Source organism: Kumtagia ephedrae (assembly GCF_003012745.1).
Lineage (GTDB): Bacteria > Pseudomonadota > Alphaproteobacteria > Rhizobiales > Rhizobiaceae > Kumtagia > Kumtagia ephedrae.
Genome location: NZ_PXYK01000017.1, coordinates 42828 through 57675 on the forward strand (window position 1 = coordinate 42828; position 14848 = coordinate 57675).

At 65.1% G+C, this 14848-nt stretch carries 18 protein-coding genes; 16 read left to right on the forward strand and 2 right to left on the reverse strand.

The annotated features are described in order from the left end of the window. Positions 1-149 precede the first annotated feature (149 nt). Genes trbB through C7I84_RS17675 form a run of 11 tightly spaced genes read left to right on the forward strand, consistent with a single transcriptional unit; the run spans position 150 to position 9868 of the window. A complete protein-coding gene (gene trbB / locus C7I84_RS17625) occupies positions 150-1133 on the forward strand; it encodes a P-type conjugative transfer ATPase TrbB (RefSeq protein WP_106773530.1) in 984 nt (327 codons plus the stop codon). Continuing rightward, entirely contained in the window at positions 1130-1462 is a 333-nt protein-coding gene (locus tag C7I84_RS17630; protein ID WP_106773531.1) for a TrbC/VirB2 family type IV secretion system protein, read from the forward strand. The genes trbB and C7I84_RS17630 overlap by 4 nt, the downstream gene beginning before the upstream one ends. Next, the gene (locus C7I84_RS17635; RefSeq protein WP_106773532.1) at positions 1462-1743 is read left to right on the forward strand and encodes a VirB3 family type IV secretion system protein; all 282 of its coding nucleotides are present in this window, start codon (positions 1462-1464) and stop codon (positions 1741-1743) included. The genes C7I84_RS17630 and C7I84_RS17635 overlap by 1 nt, the downstream gene beginning before the upstream one ends. Positions 1744-1756: 13 nt before the next feature. Continuing rightward, positions 1757-4195, forward strand: coding sequence for a conjugal transfer protein TrbE (gene trbE / locus C7I84_RS17640; protein WP_106773533.1), 2439 nt, complete (start codon positions 1757-1759; stop codon positions 4193-4195). Continuing rightward, on the forward strand, positions 4192-4959 hold the full coding sequence (gene trbJ, locus C7I84_RS17645; protein ID WP_106773534.1) for a P-type conjugative transfer protein TrbJ: 768 nt from the start codon (positions 4192-4194) through the stop codon (positions 4957-4959). Before trbE ends, trbJ begins: the two co-directional genes overlap by 4 nt. Positions 4960-4969: 10 nt before the next feature. Then, positions 4970-5332: a putative entry exclusion protein TrbK-alt gene (gene trbK-alt / locus C7I84_RS17650; protein ID WP_106773535.1), complete on the forward strand. Its 363-nt coding sequence runs from the start codon at positions 4970-4972 to the stop codon at positions 5330-5332. Positions 5333-5336: 4 nt separating this feature from the next. After that, complete coding sequence (trbL, locus tag C7I84_RS17655; RefSeq protein ID WP_106773536.1) at positions 5337-6701, forward strand: P-type conjugative transfer protein TrbL; 1365 nt, start codon at positions 5337-5339, stop codon at positions 6699-6701. Beyond that, positions 6701-7384: a conjugal transfer protein TrbF gene (trbF, locus tag C7I84_RS17660; RefSeq protein ID WP_106773537.1), complete on the forward strand. Its 684-nt coding sequence runs from the start codon at positions 6701-6703 to the stop codon at positions 7382-7384. The genes trbL and trbF overlap by 1 nt, the downstream gene beginning before the upstream one ends. Next, positions 7381-8430 (forward strand): P-type conjugative transfer protein TrbG, encoded by a 1050-nt coding sequence (gene trbG / locus C7I84_RS17665; RefSeq protein WP_106773538.1) that lies wholly within the window; start codon positions 7381-7383, stop codon positions 8428-8430. Before trbF ends, trbG begins: the two co-directional genes overlap by 4 nt. Continuing rightward, complete coding sequence (locus C7I84_RS17670) at positions 8427-9653, forward strand: TraB/TrbI/VirB10 family type IV secretion system protein (RefSeq protein WP_106773539.1); 1227 nt, start codon at positions 8427-8429, stop codon at positions 9651-9653. Before trbG ends, C7I84_RS17670 begins: the two co-directional genes overlap by 4 nt. Then, a complete protein-coding gene (locus tag C7I84_RS17675; RefSeq protein WP_106773540.1) occupies positions 9653-9868 on the forward strand; it encodes a DUF2274 domain-containing protein in 216 nt (71 codons plus the stop codon). Before C7I84_RS17670 ends, C7I84_RS17675 begins: the two co-directional genes overlap by 1 nt. A gap of 207 nt (positions 9869-10075) precedes the next feature. Here the strand turns inward: C7I84_RS17675 and C7I84_RS17680 are convergent, their stop codons facing one another. Then, the gene (locus tag C7I84_RS17680) at positions 10076-10486 is read right to left on the reverse strand and encodes a winged helix-turn-helix transcriptional regulator (RefSeq protein ID WP_106773541.1); all 411 of its coding nucleotides are present in this window, start codon (positions 10484-10486) and stop codon (positions 10076-10078) included. Between the two features lie 162 nt (positions 10487-10648). Between C7I84_RS17680 and C7I84_RS17685 the strand changes: the two genes are divergently transcribed. The 5 genes from C7I84_RS17685 (at position 10649) to C7I84_RS17705 (ending at position 13737) form a co-directional block, all read left to right on the forward strand. Continuing rightward, positions 10649-11068 carry a DoxX family protein gene (locus tag C7I84_RS17685; RefSeq protein ID WP_106773542.1) on the forward strand — a complete coding sequence of 140 codons (420 nt, stop codon included), beginning with the start codon at positions 10649-10651 and terminating at the stop codon, positions 11066-11068. 2 nt (positions 11069-11070) lie between these two features. Beyond that, complete coding sequence (locus tag C7I84_RS17690; RefSeq protein WP_106773543.1) at positions 11071-11820, forward strand: SDR family NAD(P)-dependent oxidoreductase; 750 nt, start codon at positions 11071-11073, stop codon at positions 11818-11820. A gap of 127 nt (positions 11821-11947) precedes the next feature. Continuing rightward, positions 11948-12286, forward strand: a complete 339-nt coding sequence (locus C7I84_RS17695; protein ID WP_106773544.1) for a VOC family protein — start codon at positions 11948-11950, stop codon at positions 12284-12286. A 53-nt stretch (positions 12287-12339) separates the two neighbouring features. Continuing rightward, on the forward strand, positions 12340-12786 hold the full coding sequence (locus tag C7I84_RS17700; protein WP_245428486.1) for an MAPEG family protein: 447 nt from the start codon (positions 12340-12342) through the stop codon (positions 12784-12786). 18 nt (positions 12787-12804) lie between these two features. After that, positions 12805-13737, forward strand: a complete 933-nt coding sequence (locus C7I84_RS17705; protein ID WP_106773546.1) for a LysR family transcriptional regulator — start codon at positions 12805-12807, stop codon at positions 13735-13737. A 34-nt stretch (positions 13738-13771) separates the two neighbouring features. On the opposite strand, the gene C7I84_RS17710 is transcribed toward C7I84_RS17705, so the two are convergent. Beyond that, a complete protein-coding gene (locus tag C7I84_RS17710) occupies positions 13772-14731 on the reverse strand; it encodes an AraC family transcriptional regulator (protein WP_106773547.1) in 960 nt (319 codons plus the stop codon). Positions 14732-14848 lie beyond the last annotated feature (117 nt).

Consider the following 14848-nt stretch of genomic DNA (forward strand, 5'->3'; position numbering starts at 1 on the left):
AGTATAGCGTAGTTCCGCCGTTTCCCTGTCTTTGTACGCCACAGTACGACGACCACATTTCGGTTGTTGTCACGCCCTGATTTCTGCCTCTTCTACTCATCCCCGATCCAGGGCCGCACGTCGCGGGCCCGCACGAGAACGGGGACGACGTGGCGGCTACTCACCAGAAATCGGAGGCGATCCTTCGCGGCGCGCGCATGCTGCGCACGGCCCTCGGGCCGGCGATCGCCCGATTTCTGGAAGATCCCGCGATCGTCGAGGTGATGCTCAACCCCGATGGACGGCTCTGGATCGACCGCCTGTCCGAGGGACTCTCCGACACGGGTGAACGGCTGTCGCCGGCCGACGGCGAGCGCATCGTTCGCCTCGTCGCGCACCATGTCGGCGCCGAGGTTCATCCAGGAGCCCCGCGCGTCTCTGCCGAGTTGCCGGAAACAGGGGAGCGGTTCGAGGGCATTCTGCCCCCCATTGTCGCCGCGCCGGCCTTCGCAATCCGAAAGCCGGCCGTCGCCATCTTCACGCTCGACGACTATGTCGCGGCCGGCATCATGGCGGCTGACCAGGCTGAAGCGCTGCGGGTCGCCGTCGCCGAGCGCCGCAATATTTTGGTCGCCGGCGGCACCTCGACCGGCAAGACCACGCTCACCAACGCGCTGCTCGCCGAGGTTTCGAAGACCGCCGACCGCGTGGTGCTGATCGAGGACACGCGCGAGCTCCAATGCGCCGCGCCGAACCTCGTTGCTATGCGGACGAAGGACGGCGTCGTCACACTGTCCGATCTCGTCCGGTCCTCGCTGCGCTTGCGTCCTGATCGCATCCCGATCGGCGAGGTGCGCGGCGCTGAAGCGCTCGATCTGCTCAAGGCCTGGGGCACCGGCCACCCGGGCGGCATCGGCACCATTCATGCGGGCACCGCGATCGGCGCGCTCCGCCGCCTCGAGCAGCTCATCCAGGAAGCTGTCGTCACCGTTCCGCGCGCCCTGATCGCCGAGACGATCGATCTGGTCGCCGTGCTCTCCGGCCGCGGCGCCTCGCGCCGGCTCGCCGAACTCGCTCGCGTCGAAGGGCTCGGCCCCGACGGCGATTACCGCGTCATCCCCGCCAGCCAGCACCTCACAGGAGATCCGTCATGATCCAGCATACCATGCGTATCCGCCGTCACATCGCGACGGCGGCCTCCGTCACCTTCCTCACCTTGGCGCTCACGCCGGCCGCCCACGCGTCCGGTTCGTCCATGCCGTGGGAAGCGCCGCTGCAGTCCATCCTCGAATCTATCGAGGGCCCTGTCGCCAAGATCGTCGCGGTGATCATCATCATCGTGACTGGCCTCACGCTCGCCTTCGGCGACACCTCGGGCGGCTTCCGGCGCCTGATCCAGATCGTCTTCGGCCTGTCGATCGCCTTCGCCGCGTCCAGCTTCTTCCTGTCGTTCTTCTCGTTCGGCGGCGGAGCGCTGGTCTGATGGCGACGTCGGCCGAGACGGCGAGCGAAGTGCCAGGCTTTTCGGTTCCGGTCCATCGCGCGCTGACCGAGCACATTCTGCTCGGCGGCGCGCCGCGCTCGATCGCCATTCTGAACGGGACGCTGGCGGCGGCGCTTGGCCTCGGCCTGCGCCTCTGGATCGTCGGCCTCGGTCTCTGGGCGATCGGTCACTTCGCCGCCGTCTGGGCCGCCAAACGCGATCCGCAGTTCGTCGACGTCGTGCGCAGGCATCTGCGCATCCCCGGTCATCTGTCGGTTTGAGGGGCGCGCGGCCATGATGAACCTTGCCGAATATCGCAACCGCAACACCCGGCTCGCCGACTTCCTCCCTTGGGTCGCGCTGGTCGGCGAAGGCGTCGTGCTCAACAAGGACGGAAGTCTGCAGCGCACCGCGCGGTTTCGTGGTCCCGATCTCGACAGCGCCGTGCCGGCCGAGCTGATCGCGGTCGCCGGACGGCTCAACAACGCCTTTCGTCGCCTCGGCTCCGGCTGGGCGATCTTTGTGGAGGCGCAGCGCCACGGCGCCGCGACTTATCCCGCCAGCATGTTCGCCGACAGCGCCTCCGCGCTCGTCGACGCTGAACGCAAGGCGGATTTCGAGGAAGCGGGTAGCCACTTCGAGTCTAGCTACTTCCTGACCTTCCTCTATCTGCCGCCGGCCGAGGACGCCGCACGTGCCGAGACCTGGCTCTACGAAGGACGCGATCACGCCGGCGTCGATGCCCACGAAGTCCTGCGCGGCTTTGTCGATCGTACCAATCGCATTCTCCAGCTCATTGACGCCTTCATGCCGGAATGCGACTGGCTGGACGACGCTGAGACGCTGACCTTCCTGCACTCGACGGTGTCGACGAAGCGCCACCGCGTCCGTGTGCCCGAGACGCCGATCTATCTCGACGCGCTGCTGGCCGATCAGCCGCTCACCGGCGGGCTTGAGCCGAGCCTTGGCGACACGCATCTACGCATCCTCACCATCGTCGGCTTCCCGACCGCGACCACGCCCGGCATCCTCGACGAGCTGAACCGGCTGGCCTTTCCCTATCGCTGGTCGACCAGGGCCGTTCTGCTCGACAAGACCGACGCCACTAAGCTGCTGACCAAGATCCGGCGGCAATGGTTCGCCAAGCGCAAGTCGATCGCGGCGATACTCAAGGAGGTGATGACCAACGAGGCCTCGGCGCTGGTCGACACAGACGCCGCGAACAAAGCCGCCGACGCAGACATGGCGCTGCAGGAACTCGGCGCGGACTATGCCGGTCAGGCCTATGTGACGGCGACGATCACCGTCTGGGACGAGGATCCGCGCATCGCCGCCGAGAAGCTGCGCTTGGTCGAGAAGGTCATCCAGGGCCGCGACTTCACCGCCATGCCCGAAACCATCAACGCGGTGGACGCCTGGCTCGGCAGCCTGCCCGGGCACGCCTACGCCAATGTCCGGCAGCCGCCCATCAACACGCTCAATCTCGCCCACATGATCCCGCTGTCGGCGGTATGGGCGGGACCGGAACGGGACGAGCACTTCGCAGCACCCCCACTGCTGTTCGGCAAGACCGAAGGCTCGACCCCGTTCCGGCTTTCCATCCACGTCGGCGACGTCGGTCACACGCTGATCGTCGGACCGACCGGCGCCGGCAAGTCGGTGCTGCTGGCGCTGATGGCGCTGCAGTTTCGCCGCTACGAGCGGTCTCAGGTCTTCGCCTTCGATTTTGGCGGCTCGATACGGGCCGCGGCGCTCGCTATGCGTGGCGACTGGCACGACCTCGGCGGCGGACTTACCGAAGGCGCCGAGGACAGCGTGTCGCTGCAGCCGCTGGCACGAATCGACGATGTCGCCGAACGGGCCTGGGCGGCCGACTGGCTCACTGCCATTCTGGGACGCGAGAGTGTTTCGATCACGCCCGAGGTCAAGGAGCATCTCTGGTCGGCGCTTTCATCGCTTGCCTCCGCGCCGATCGGCGAGCGCACGCTGACGGGCCTGTCGGTCCTGCTCCAGTCAAACGACCTCAAGCAGGCGCTCCGGCCCTACTGCGTCGGCGGCCCCTATGGGCGCCTGCTCGATGCGGAAGCCGAATATCTTGGGCAGGCATCGGTACAGGCATTCGAAACCGAAGGACTGATCGGCACCGGAGCCGCGGCCGCCGTGCTTGCCTATCTGTTCCACCGCATCGAGGATCGGCTGGACGGACGGCCGACGCTACTGATTGTCGACGAGGGCTGGCTCGCCCTCGATGACGAGGGCTTCGCAGGCCAGCTCCGCGAATGGCTGAAGACGCTGCGCAAGAAGAACGCCAGCGTCATTTTCGCCACGCAGTCCCTTTCAGACATCGACGGCTCGGCGATCGCGCCGGCCATCATCGAGAGCTGCCAGACCCGTATCCTGCTCCCGAACGAACGGGCCATAGAACCGCAAATCACCGCGATCTATCGCCGCTTTGGGTTGAACGATCGCCAGATCGAGATCCTCGCCCGGGCCATGCCCAAGCGCGACTATTACTGCCAGTCGCGGCGCGGCAATCGCCTGTTCGAGCTCGGCCTGTCGGATGTGGCGCTCGCCCTCTGCGCAACATCCTCAAAGACCGATCAGGCTGCGATCGCGCAGACTATCGCAGCTCACGGCCGCGAGGATTTCCTGGCGGCCTGGCTGCGCCAGCGCGGGCTCGGTTGGGCCGCCGATCTCATCCCCAACCTCAACAACATGGAGACGTCCTCATGAACCCGCGCCCTTCGCGCGGCGTGCGCCTTGCCGCTGCGCTGCTCACCGCTTCCACCGCCTTGTCGCCGATCTTCTGGGCGCCGCCGGCGGCGGCACAGTTGATCGTGAAGGATCCTACGAACTACGTGCAGAACGTGCTTCAGGCGGCCAGGTCGCTGGAGCAGATCAACAACCAGATCAGCTCGCTTCAGAACGAGGCGACGATGCTGATCAATCAGGCCCGCAATCTTGCGAGCCTGCCGTACTCCTCGATCCAACAACTCCAGCAGTCAGTCCAACGCACCCAGCAGCTGCTGCAACAGGCGCAGCGGATTGCGTACGATGTTCAAAACATCGATCAGGCGTTCCAGACCACCTATGGCAACGCCTCGATGTCGGCTTCCGATCAGGCGCTCGTGGCGCAGGCGCGCGAGCGTTGGCAGAACACCGTCGGCGGGCTGCAAGACGCCATGCGCGTGCAGGCCGGTGTCGTTGGCAACATCGACACCAACCGGTCCGAGATGTCGTCTCTGATCGGCCGCAGCCAAGGGGCGACCGGCGCGCTGCAGGCGACGCAAGCCGGTAATCAGCTCCTCGCGCTTCAGGCACAGCAGCTCGCCGATCTCACGGCGGTCGTCGCTGCCAACGGTCGCGCACAGGCGCTCTCAGAGGCAGAGCGCGCAGCGGCCGTCGAGCAGGGCCGTGAGCAGCGCCGCCGCTTCCTCACGCCGGGTTCCGGCTACCAGGCGGGTAACGCCCGCATGTTCCCCAACAGCGGCAATTGAGGGCGCGGGCATGGACGGCAAGATGCTCGCCCGACTTGGCGCGGTGGTATTCGTCGCGGTGGCCGTCACCGCGACGGCGATCGAGTTAAGCCGGGATGAGGAGCCGGCGGAGAGCTGGGCTTCGTCACGACCGAGCACGGCCCCGTCCGACCCACTGCGCGAGGAGCTGTTCCGGTGCCAGGCACTCGGCGAAGCCGGGCCGCGTGATCCTGCCTGCCTGCGGGCCTGGGCGGAGAACCGCAACCGCTTCCTCGCGCCGGGTACTCGACCGGCCGAGCGGCTGCCGGAAGCTGCGCCAGCTCCACACCCGCCAGCGGACGCGGATGTCCCGGCGCAGCCGGCACCGGTGTCGCCGCCGGCCGAGACACGGTAGCGTCATGGGCAACACCGGCGTCATCGACCACTTCCTCGAAGTCTTCACCCGCTACATCGATTCAGGTTTCGGTTTGCTAAGCGGTGAAGTCGCGTTCATCGCCACGACCCTGATCGTGATCGACGTGACGCTGGCCGCGCTGTTCTGGTCATGGGGCGGCGACGACGACATCTTCGCCCGGCTCGTGAAGAAGACGCTGTTCGTCGGCGTGTTCGCTTACATCATCGGCAACTGGAACAACCTCGCGCGCATCGTCTTCGAGAGCTTCGCGGGCTTGGGCCTGAAGGCCAGCGGCACAGGCTTCACGACTGCCGATCTGCTGCGGCCTGGCAAGGTGGCGCAGACCGGCCTCGATGCCGGGCGGCCGCTTCTGGAATCGATCTCCGGCCTGATGGGCTATTGGTCGTTCTTCGAGAACTTCATCCAGATCGCCTGCATGTTCCTCGCCTGGGCGCTGGTGTTGCTCGCCTTCTTCATCCTCGCCATCCAGCTTTTTGTCACGCTGATCGAATTTAAGCTGACGACGCTCGCCGGCTTCGTCCTCATCCCCTTCGGCCTGTTCGGCAAGTCCGCCTTCATGGCCGAACGGGTGCTCGGAAATGTCATCTCCTCCGGCATCAAGGTGCTGGTGCTCGCGGTCATCATCGGCATCGGCTCGACGCTGTTCTCCGAGTTCACCGCCGGCTTTGGCGGCGCCACGCCCTCGATCGACGAGGCCATGGCCATCGTCTTGGCCGCGCTGTCGCTCCTTGGTCTCGGCATCTTCGGCCCCGGCATCGCCAGCGGCATCGTCTCGGGCGGCCCGCAACTCAGCGCCGGCGCGGCGGTGGGTACGGGCCTCGCGGCCGGCGGCATGATCGCAGCCGGGGCCGGCGCGGTCGGCGCCGTCGCATCCGGCGGCGCAGCACTGGCCGGAGGCGCAGCAGCCGCGGCCCGGGGCGGCGCCGCGATGGCGGGTGGCGCATCCACGGCTTACAGCCTCGGCGCAGCCGGCCAGTCCGGCGTCAGCGGCGTTGCGTCAGGCCTTAGCGGTGTCGCCCGCGCTGGCGGCAGCGCGGCCGTCTCGCCGCTGCGCCGTGCCGCCTCACGCGCCGCCGAGAGCATGCGCTCGAGCTTCAATGCCGGCGGCAAGGCCGCGTTCGAAGCCACTGGCGGCTCCTCGACGATGGGATCGGTCGGCGGCGATGCAGCCGGCGACGGCGGCGCCTCGGCCGCTTCGGCAACCGCCGATGAACCGCCCGCATGGGCACAGCGCATGCGCCGCTCCCAACACATGACCCACGCCGTCCAGGCGACCGCCCATGCCGTGCGCTCCGGTGACGCCCATGGCGGCGGCTCTTCCGTCAATCTTTCCGAAGGCGACCGCTGATGTTCAAACGACCCTCTACCCACTACGGAAAAGCCCCCGAACCCGAGACGCCCTATCAGCGCGCCGCGCAGGTCTGGGACGAACGGATCGGCGCGTCGCGGGTCCAGGCGAAGAACTGGCGACTGATGGCGTTCGGTTCGCTGATCCTCTCGGCCGGCTTCGCCACCGCGCTGGTCTGGCAATCGGCGCGCGGCACGATCGTACCCTGGGTGGTGCAGGTCGACCGGCTTGGCCAGGCGCAGGCCGTGGCGCCGGCTGTTGCCGACTATCGTCCGACCGATCCCCAGATTGCCTTCCACTTGGCGCGATTCATCGAGCAGGTCCGCTCGATCCCGGCCGACGCCATCATCGTGCGGCAAAACTGGCTGCGCGCCTACGACTTCACGACTGACCGCGGCGCGGCGGCGCTCAACGACTATGCCCGGGCTAACGACCCGTTCACCAAGGTCGGCCGCCAGCAGGTCGCGGTGGAAGTCTCGAGCGTCATCCGTGCGTCTCCAGACAGCTTCCGTGTCGCCTGGGTCGAGCGCCGTTACGAGAACGGCCAGCTCGCCACGACCGAGCGCTGGACCGCGATCCTGACGATCGTCGTGCAGGTCCCACGCAATGCCGATCGGCTCAGGGCAAACCCGCTCGGCATCTACGTCAACGCCATCAACTGGTCACGGGAGCTTGGGCAATGAAGCCGTATTTCCGTAAAGCCGGAAACCCGGCTTCACACATTTCCGAATTCCCGGCTCTGGGCCGAGGCGCATTTCCGCTCCTGATGCTGGCGACGTCCGCGCTTGCCGGCTGCGCCACCAGCACTCCACCGCCCGAAATCTCCTACGACGCCGCCGCGCCCGCCGTGCAGACCGTCGACCCACCGGCGCCAGTCACCGTGGTCGAAATCCCGCGACCGCTCCCGCTGCCTGGGCAGATGCAACGCGTCGAACCGTCTCGAACCACACCGGAGCCGACCGATCCGACCGCCCGGGTCAACCAGGCCAACGCCGCTGCGCGCATACAGCCGGTGCGCAACGGCTTCATCAACTCGATGCAGGTCTACCCATTCACCCAGGGCGCACTCTATCAGGTCTACACCGCCGTCGGGCAGATCACGGACATCGCATTGCAACCGGGCGAGCAGTTGGTCGGATCGGGCCCGGTCGCCGCCGGCGACACAGTCCGCTGGATTATCGGTGACACGCAGAGCGGCGCCGGGCCGACGCTTCAGGTCCATATCCTGGTGAAGCCGACCCGGCCGGACCTGATGACCAACCTCGTCATCAATACCAACCTGCGCACCTATCACATGGAGCTGCGCTCGACAGAGCGGACCTATATGGCCTCGGTCTCCTGGCAATATCCGCAAGACCAGCTCATCGCGCTGCGCCGCCAAAACCAACAGGCTGAGGCCGCGCAGCCGGTCGCATCCGGCGTCGACCTCGCCAACGTCAACTTCCGCTACGCGATCGACGGCGATCGCGCGCCATGGCGGCCGCTGCGCGCCTTCGACGACGGCCGTCAGGTCTTCATCGAATTCCCGCGCGGTATCGGTCAGGGCGAGATGCCGCCGCTGTTCGTGGTCGGTCCCGAGGGCAATACCTCCGAGCTGGTGAACTACCGGGTGCGAGGCCATCACATGATCGTCGATCGGCTCTTCGCCGCCGCCGAGTTGCGGTACGGCTCCGGCGACCGCCAGAAGCGCGTCCGCATCGTGCGCACCGATGGGAGGCCGGCGTCGTGAGCGAGACGGAGCCCCGGGAAGAGGAAAGGCCGGACGAGGAGGCTCGGCCCTTGACCGGCGAGCCGGTCGGCCCCGCGCCGATGCGGCTGCGCGCCGAACCGCCGCGCGTCACCCGACTGTCGCGAAAGGTGCTGGCGGGTCTCGGCCTGGTCGCGAGCGTCGGGATCGGCGGCGCGCTCATCTATGCCCTTCAGACCCGCGATGGCGGTCGGCCGAACGAGGAGCTCTACTCGACCGAGAACCGCTCGACAGCCGATGGCATTGCCGGTTTGCCACGCGATTATAGCGGCGTGCCTCAGCTTGGCCCGCCGCTTCCGGGCGACCTCGGACGCCCCATCCTTGGCGCCCAGAACCGCGGCCAACCCGTACCGACGCCCGGCGTCGCCCCGCCCAACCCTGGTCTCAGTCCAGAGGAGCAGCGGCGCATTCAGGAGCTTGAATCGGCACGCACGGCGCGCTTGTTCGCCTCCACCGAAACCCGCACGGCGTCTGCAACACCCTCCCAGACAACGCCCGGCGCGCTACCGTCGCCGGATCTCACCAGTCTCGGACTAGCCCCGCCGCCGACGACGCCAACGGCGCAGGATCGGCAGAACGCCTTCCTCAATGCCGCCGCCGATCGGCGAACGGTCGCGCCCGATCGCGTCGCCGCGCCGGTATCGCCCAACGTGCTGCAGGCCGGCGCCGTGATCTCCGCCGCGCTGATCACCGGGATCCGATCGGATCTCCCCGGCCAGATCACGGCTCAGGTGACGGAAAATATCTACGATAGCCCGACCGGCCGCATCCTGCTCGTGCCGCAGGGCACGCGCGTTATCGGCCAGTACGACAACAATGTGCAGTTCGGGCAGAGCCGCGTGCTGCTCGTCTGGAACCGGCTGATCTTTCCGAACGGCCGGTCGATCGTGCTCGAGCGTCAGCCGGGCGCCGACGCCGAGGGCTATGCCGGCCTTCAGGACGGCGTCGATTATCACTGGTGGGACCTCGCTAAGGCGGCCGGGCTTTCGACCCTTCTCAGCGTCGGCGCCGAGCTCGCCGCCAATGACGATGACCGGTTGATCCAGGCAATCCGCAACGGCGGTCAGGACACGATCAATGATGCGGGCCAACAGATCGTCCGGCGCCAGCTCAATATCGCACCGACGCTGACAATCCGACCGGGTTTCCCTGTCAGGGTCATCGTCACGCGGGATCTGGTGCTCGAACCCTATGGAGGATCGTGATGGCGAAGCTGAAGCTCGGACCAATCGTCGATGAGAGGCCGGTGAAAGTCACACTGGAACTGCCTGCGGCGCTGCACCGCGATCTTGTCGCTTATGCCGAAGTTCTGGCCAGCGAAACCGGCCAGCCAGTCACTGATCCCGCACGCCTGGTTGTGCCTATGCTGGAACGCTTCATCGCGACGGATCGCGGGTTCGCGAAGTCTCGACGACGCTGAGGCGTGGATCACCTTTAAATCAACGATTCAGACTTGCTGCTCGCCATAACCGCGCATCTCAATGCAGGGGACTACGGGTTCGGTCCGGCGCTGGTCGGATTGGTCGCGCTGGTGGTTTCATTTCTCGCTCAGAATGCTGCACGCCGGAAGCCGTCGCCCTATCCGCCCCGGTTGGTCGCGAGCGAGAGCGGCGTGCGTTGAACCGCGCTATCGGCGCGGCCGTCCCACGGACGGCGCGCCGTCGGATGGTGGGGACGCATCGCGAGCTTTGCGTCCCCGCATGCTCGGCTTTGCCGGCAGGGTTTTTCCATATTCTTCCCACCAGGCCGTCAGCGCCTGCATCGTCGGGCCAAGGCCGCGCGCCTTTGTCGTGATCTCATACTCGACGCGCGGCGGCACCTCCGCAAAGACAGTTCGTGTTATGAGCCCGTCCGCTTCCAGCTCTCGAAGGCTCGCCGTCAGCATGTGCTGCGTGATGCCGGGGATGGTCTTGCGCAGCTCGCCGAACCGATAGACCCGCTGGTTCAGCAGCCACATGATCTCGAGCTTCCATTTGCCCGAGAGCATCGCGAAGGCGCGGCGCATTTCGTCCTGCATCGTGAAATCTTCGCCAGCCATTAGTCAGCTTTTCCATACTTAGTGATGATAATTCATCCTACTTGCGCGGATTCGTCCAGCGCGTAATTTCTTATACGTGCTCTAGGCGGCGACGCCAATGAGAGAACGAAGCGCAAATCGGCCAAGCAGCCTCGACGAGGTGCTGCTCGATTAGGAAGAGCTATGACAACCGCCGCATTATATTGGATCAGCACAGGACTTCTGTCGCTGCTCTATCTGAGCTCCGCATTCTTATACCTGACCAAGGGAGCTTGGGTTCGGCAGACTTTGGCTGAGCTCAACTATCCAGCTCCCTACCTCGTGCCTTTCATGGTCGTGGTGAAGGTTCTCGGGCCGGTCGCGATCCTATCGCGTGTCAGCACGCCGCTGAGCGATCTGGCCTATGCCGGCATCCTCTTTCATTTAGTGCTGTCCGCATCGGCCCACCTCGGCGTGCGCAAGCCCAAGGGGGCTTTGCCAGCCATCATCGGCCTCGCACTGCTGGCCCTGTCCTTCGCCACGCAAAATGCCGCTCGCGAAATCCCGTCGCCCTACGCGCCGGGCTTCGCGTCACATCAATCAGTCCTCACTGAACGGAGATAATCATGGGTCGACTCAACGGAAAAGTCGCGCTCGTCGCGGGCGCAGGGCGTGGCATCGGCCGCGCCACCGCCAAGCTGTTCGCGGCGGAGGGCGCCAAGGTCGCTGTCCTTTCGCTCACCCAGGCCAGCGTGGATCAGGTGGTGGCCGATATTCAGGCCGCTGGCGGAACCGCGTTGCCGGTCGTCGCCGATATCAGCGACGCCGCGCAGATCAAGGCGGCGGTAGACAAGGTGGTCGCGGCCTATGGCGGGCTCGACATTCTGGTGAACGTCGCCTTCGACACATCCGTGGTCATGTCTTCGATCAATGAGCTTTCGGTCGAGCAGCTACAGCGCAATTTCGACATGGGGCCGATCGCCTATCTACGCACGATGCAGGCCGCTTATCCGCACCTCAAGGCCAGCGGTGAGGGGCGCGTTATCAATTTCGCGTCCCTGGCGGGCGTCACCGGATTGCTGCCATACGGCCCCTACAACATGGCGAAAGAGGCGGTGCGCGCGCTAACGCGGACCGCCGCGCGCGAATGGGGCGCAGACAAGATCACCGTGAACAACGTCCTGCCGGTGGCGGACACCTGGGGCGCGGCGGAATCCGCCGACACGCCTGCGCCAACCAATGCCCTCGCGCGCTTTGGGTCCCCGGAAGACGACATCGCGCCCGTCGTGCTGTTCCTCGCGAGCAAGGATGCGCAATTCCTGACGGGTTACAGCCTGACGCCGGACGGTGGCCAGATCATCGACAGCGCGCGCTAGAGCGGTGGAGCGTCGCACGCTCCTCCAAGTGGCCCTGGGCGCAGCAGCCGTCGCTGTGAGCCCGCTCCGCGCGCGGGCCGCGCCGCGCGCACGAACGCCCGCAACCACGACAGCAAGGAAATCGAGCATGAAGATTCACGCAATCACCATCGACACTGCGAACCCGCAAAAGCTGGCGGCCTGGTGGTCCGAAGCCCTCGGCATCGCGATCGGCAACGACTACGGCCAGATCGTCCAACTCGCCGCGTCGCCTGCCGTCCCGCCCTTTCAGTTCCAGAAGATCGAGGATGCGCCGACGCAGCGCAACCGCGTGCATGTCGACCTCAAGACGCCCGATCTCGACGGCGAGACCGCGCGCCTGGTCGCGCTGGGCGCGACGGTCGTGCAGAAGTTCGAGCTGCCGCAAATCCGCTACACGACCCTGACCGATCCAGACGGCAACAAGTTCGATCTCATTGCGGAATAAGAAGGCGGAGTCTTCCGCCTGATCTGCGATCGACAACAGTAGAAACAAACGTCTTGTCGATAATCTTCCCGGACCCCGGCGAATGGAAAGCACGTGTTCAACGCATTGAAGAAAAAACGATGCCAATTCTTCCCATCACATCATTTCTCACAGCGGCCTTTGCTATCGCCCTCGTCGGCCTCTCATTTCCGATTTCTTTGCGGCGCCTCAAAGTGGGAGATATGGTCGGCGACAGCAACGATGACTCGCTGCGGCGGCGCATTCGCGCCCAAGGTAACTTCATCGAATATGTGCCGCTTGGCCTGATTGGCCTTGGTCTCGTCGAGGCTCAGGCTTCACCCGCCTGGTTGGTGGTGCTGATTGGTGGAGCCCTTGCACTCGGGCGGCTGCTGCACGCCATCGGAATGTTCCGATCTTCGGCGTCGCTCCGCGGCATCGGCATGGTCTTGACCTATCTGGCGCTTCTGCTTGTAGCGGGACGCCTTTTGGTCAGCCTTTGATTTCGAGCGTCGATCGCTATGCCGGATCCGACGCTCGATCTCCGAAATCTTCGCTACGTCATCCTCGCTGCCGAACGTGGTAGCTTCCGCCGCGTCGCGGCAGAGGTCGGAGTCGAGCAATCGACCGTCAGCAGGCGCATTCAACTCGTTGAAAGGCGACTTGGGGTCCCTATTTTCGAGCGATATTCTGGAGGAGTGTGTCTGACAGCCGCTGGCGAGATGTTTCTGCGCGATGCGACAATCGGTGCCCATCACCTTCGACGCGCCGTTCAAGCTGTGAGCTCCCTGAAGCGCGGCGGCCAAGGCGTATTGCGTATCGGACTTTTCGTATCGCTCGCCGCCGGCTTCCTGGGCGAGTTAGTTGAGCGATATCAGGAACAGTATGAAGGGATTGATCTCGAATTCGAGGAGAATACAGCAGAGCGCAATTTGAGTCGGCTAATCGGCGGCGAACTCGACGTCGTCTTCGTGACTGGGATGCCTGCGCCCGTTGGTTGTGAGGCCTTGCAGCTTTGGGAAGAACGCATCTTCGTTGCCCTCCCATCCGCCCATTCGCTGTCCGGACAGCAGGAGGTCACCTGGGGCGACATCGAGAAAGAGCGCTTCATCCTCAGCGCTGGCGGACCAGGGCCTGAAATCCACGATTACCTGATCAAGCGTTTGTCGGCACCGGGCTTTCGGCCAGACATCCGCGTTCACCGAGTTGGGCGAGAGAACCTCATGAACATGGTGGCAAGAGGCTTCGGCCTGACACTTACGACTGCCTCGACGCTCGGAACATCCTTCGCCGGCCTCACCTTCCTCCCGATCGCTGGTGATGAGGACATTGTCCCTTGCACAGCCGTGTGGACCTCCAACAATTCAAACCCAGCTCTGCATCACTTGCTGGCGATCGCGCGTGAAACCGCCCAACGGAGCAGCAGCGTCGATCGCGAGCGGTTTTTGAAATGATATCAGCCCAGTGTGAGCCGAAAACGCCCCGATATCAGTTGATCATGGCGACGCGCTGACTCGCCTTGCCCGCGCGTTCTCGCAAGCTTCCGATGTCACGTTTCGGAGGCGCGCCGAAGAGGCGGTTATATTCACGGCTGAATTGCGAGGGGCTCTCATAGCCGACCTGAAACGCCGCACCGGCGGCGTCCATACCCTCGTTCAGCATCATTCGCCTCGCCTCGTTCAGCCGCATCCACTTCTGATATTGCAGCGGGCTCATCGCGGTGAGCTGGCGGAAGTGGTGGTGAAGAGTGGATGTACTCATCTGCACATGCGCCGCGAGTTCTTCGATACTCAGCGGCCGAGCGTAGTTCACCTTGATCCAGTCGATGGCTCTGGCGATGCGTTGGCTGTGGCTTCCGACGGCCGCGATCTGCAGCAGGCGCGGCGCGACATCGCTCTTCAACAGACGATAATGGATCTCCCGCTCGATGAGCGGTGCGAGGACCGCGATTTCATCTGGCCTGTCGAGCAGAGCGAGTAAGCGGCCGAACGGCTCGAGCATTGCCTGGGTGACCGTCCCGAGAGCGGCACTCCCGTCTGTGCCGCGATCCCGTGAGGGCGGCAGGCGCACATGCCCGGCAAGTTCTGTAATGACGCGCAGGTCGAGCCGCAGCGCCAAGCCCAAACAGGGCTTGTCCGGACTTGCCTGCAGGACCTGTGAGCTTCCGGGCAGATCGAGCGAAGCAATCAGGAAGCGGTCGACGTCGTAGGTATAGGCCTGATTGCCGATCAGCAGTTGCTTGGCGCCCTGAGCGACGAAGACGATGCTGGGTTCGATGAGGCATGGATTGGGATCGGTGAGCTTCTCACGTCGAAAAAACGTGAGGTAGGGTATCGCCGTCGGGCAGTCCTCGTCGCCCGCGGTCCTGCGCTCAATCACGTCAGCCAACTGGTCCAGAAGAGCGGTGCGCGCGCGCGACGACGCGTCGAACACTTCTTGATCTGACATGGAATCCTCCGGGCGCCTTATGCAGCCATTGTATTCGAGGCTCGCCCTCCTGTCTGCGAAAAAATAGACACGCCGGACAATCAGGCAAGAAAATGGCCGGATCGTTATACCGCTGCC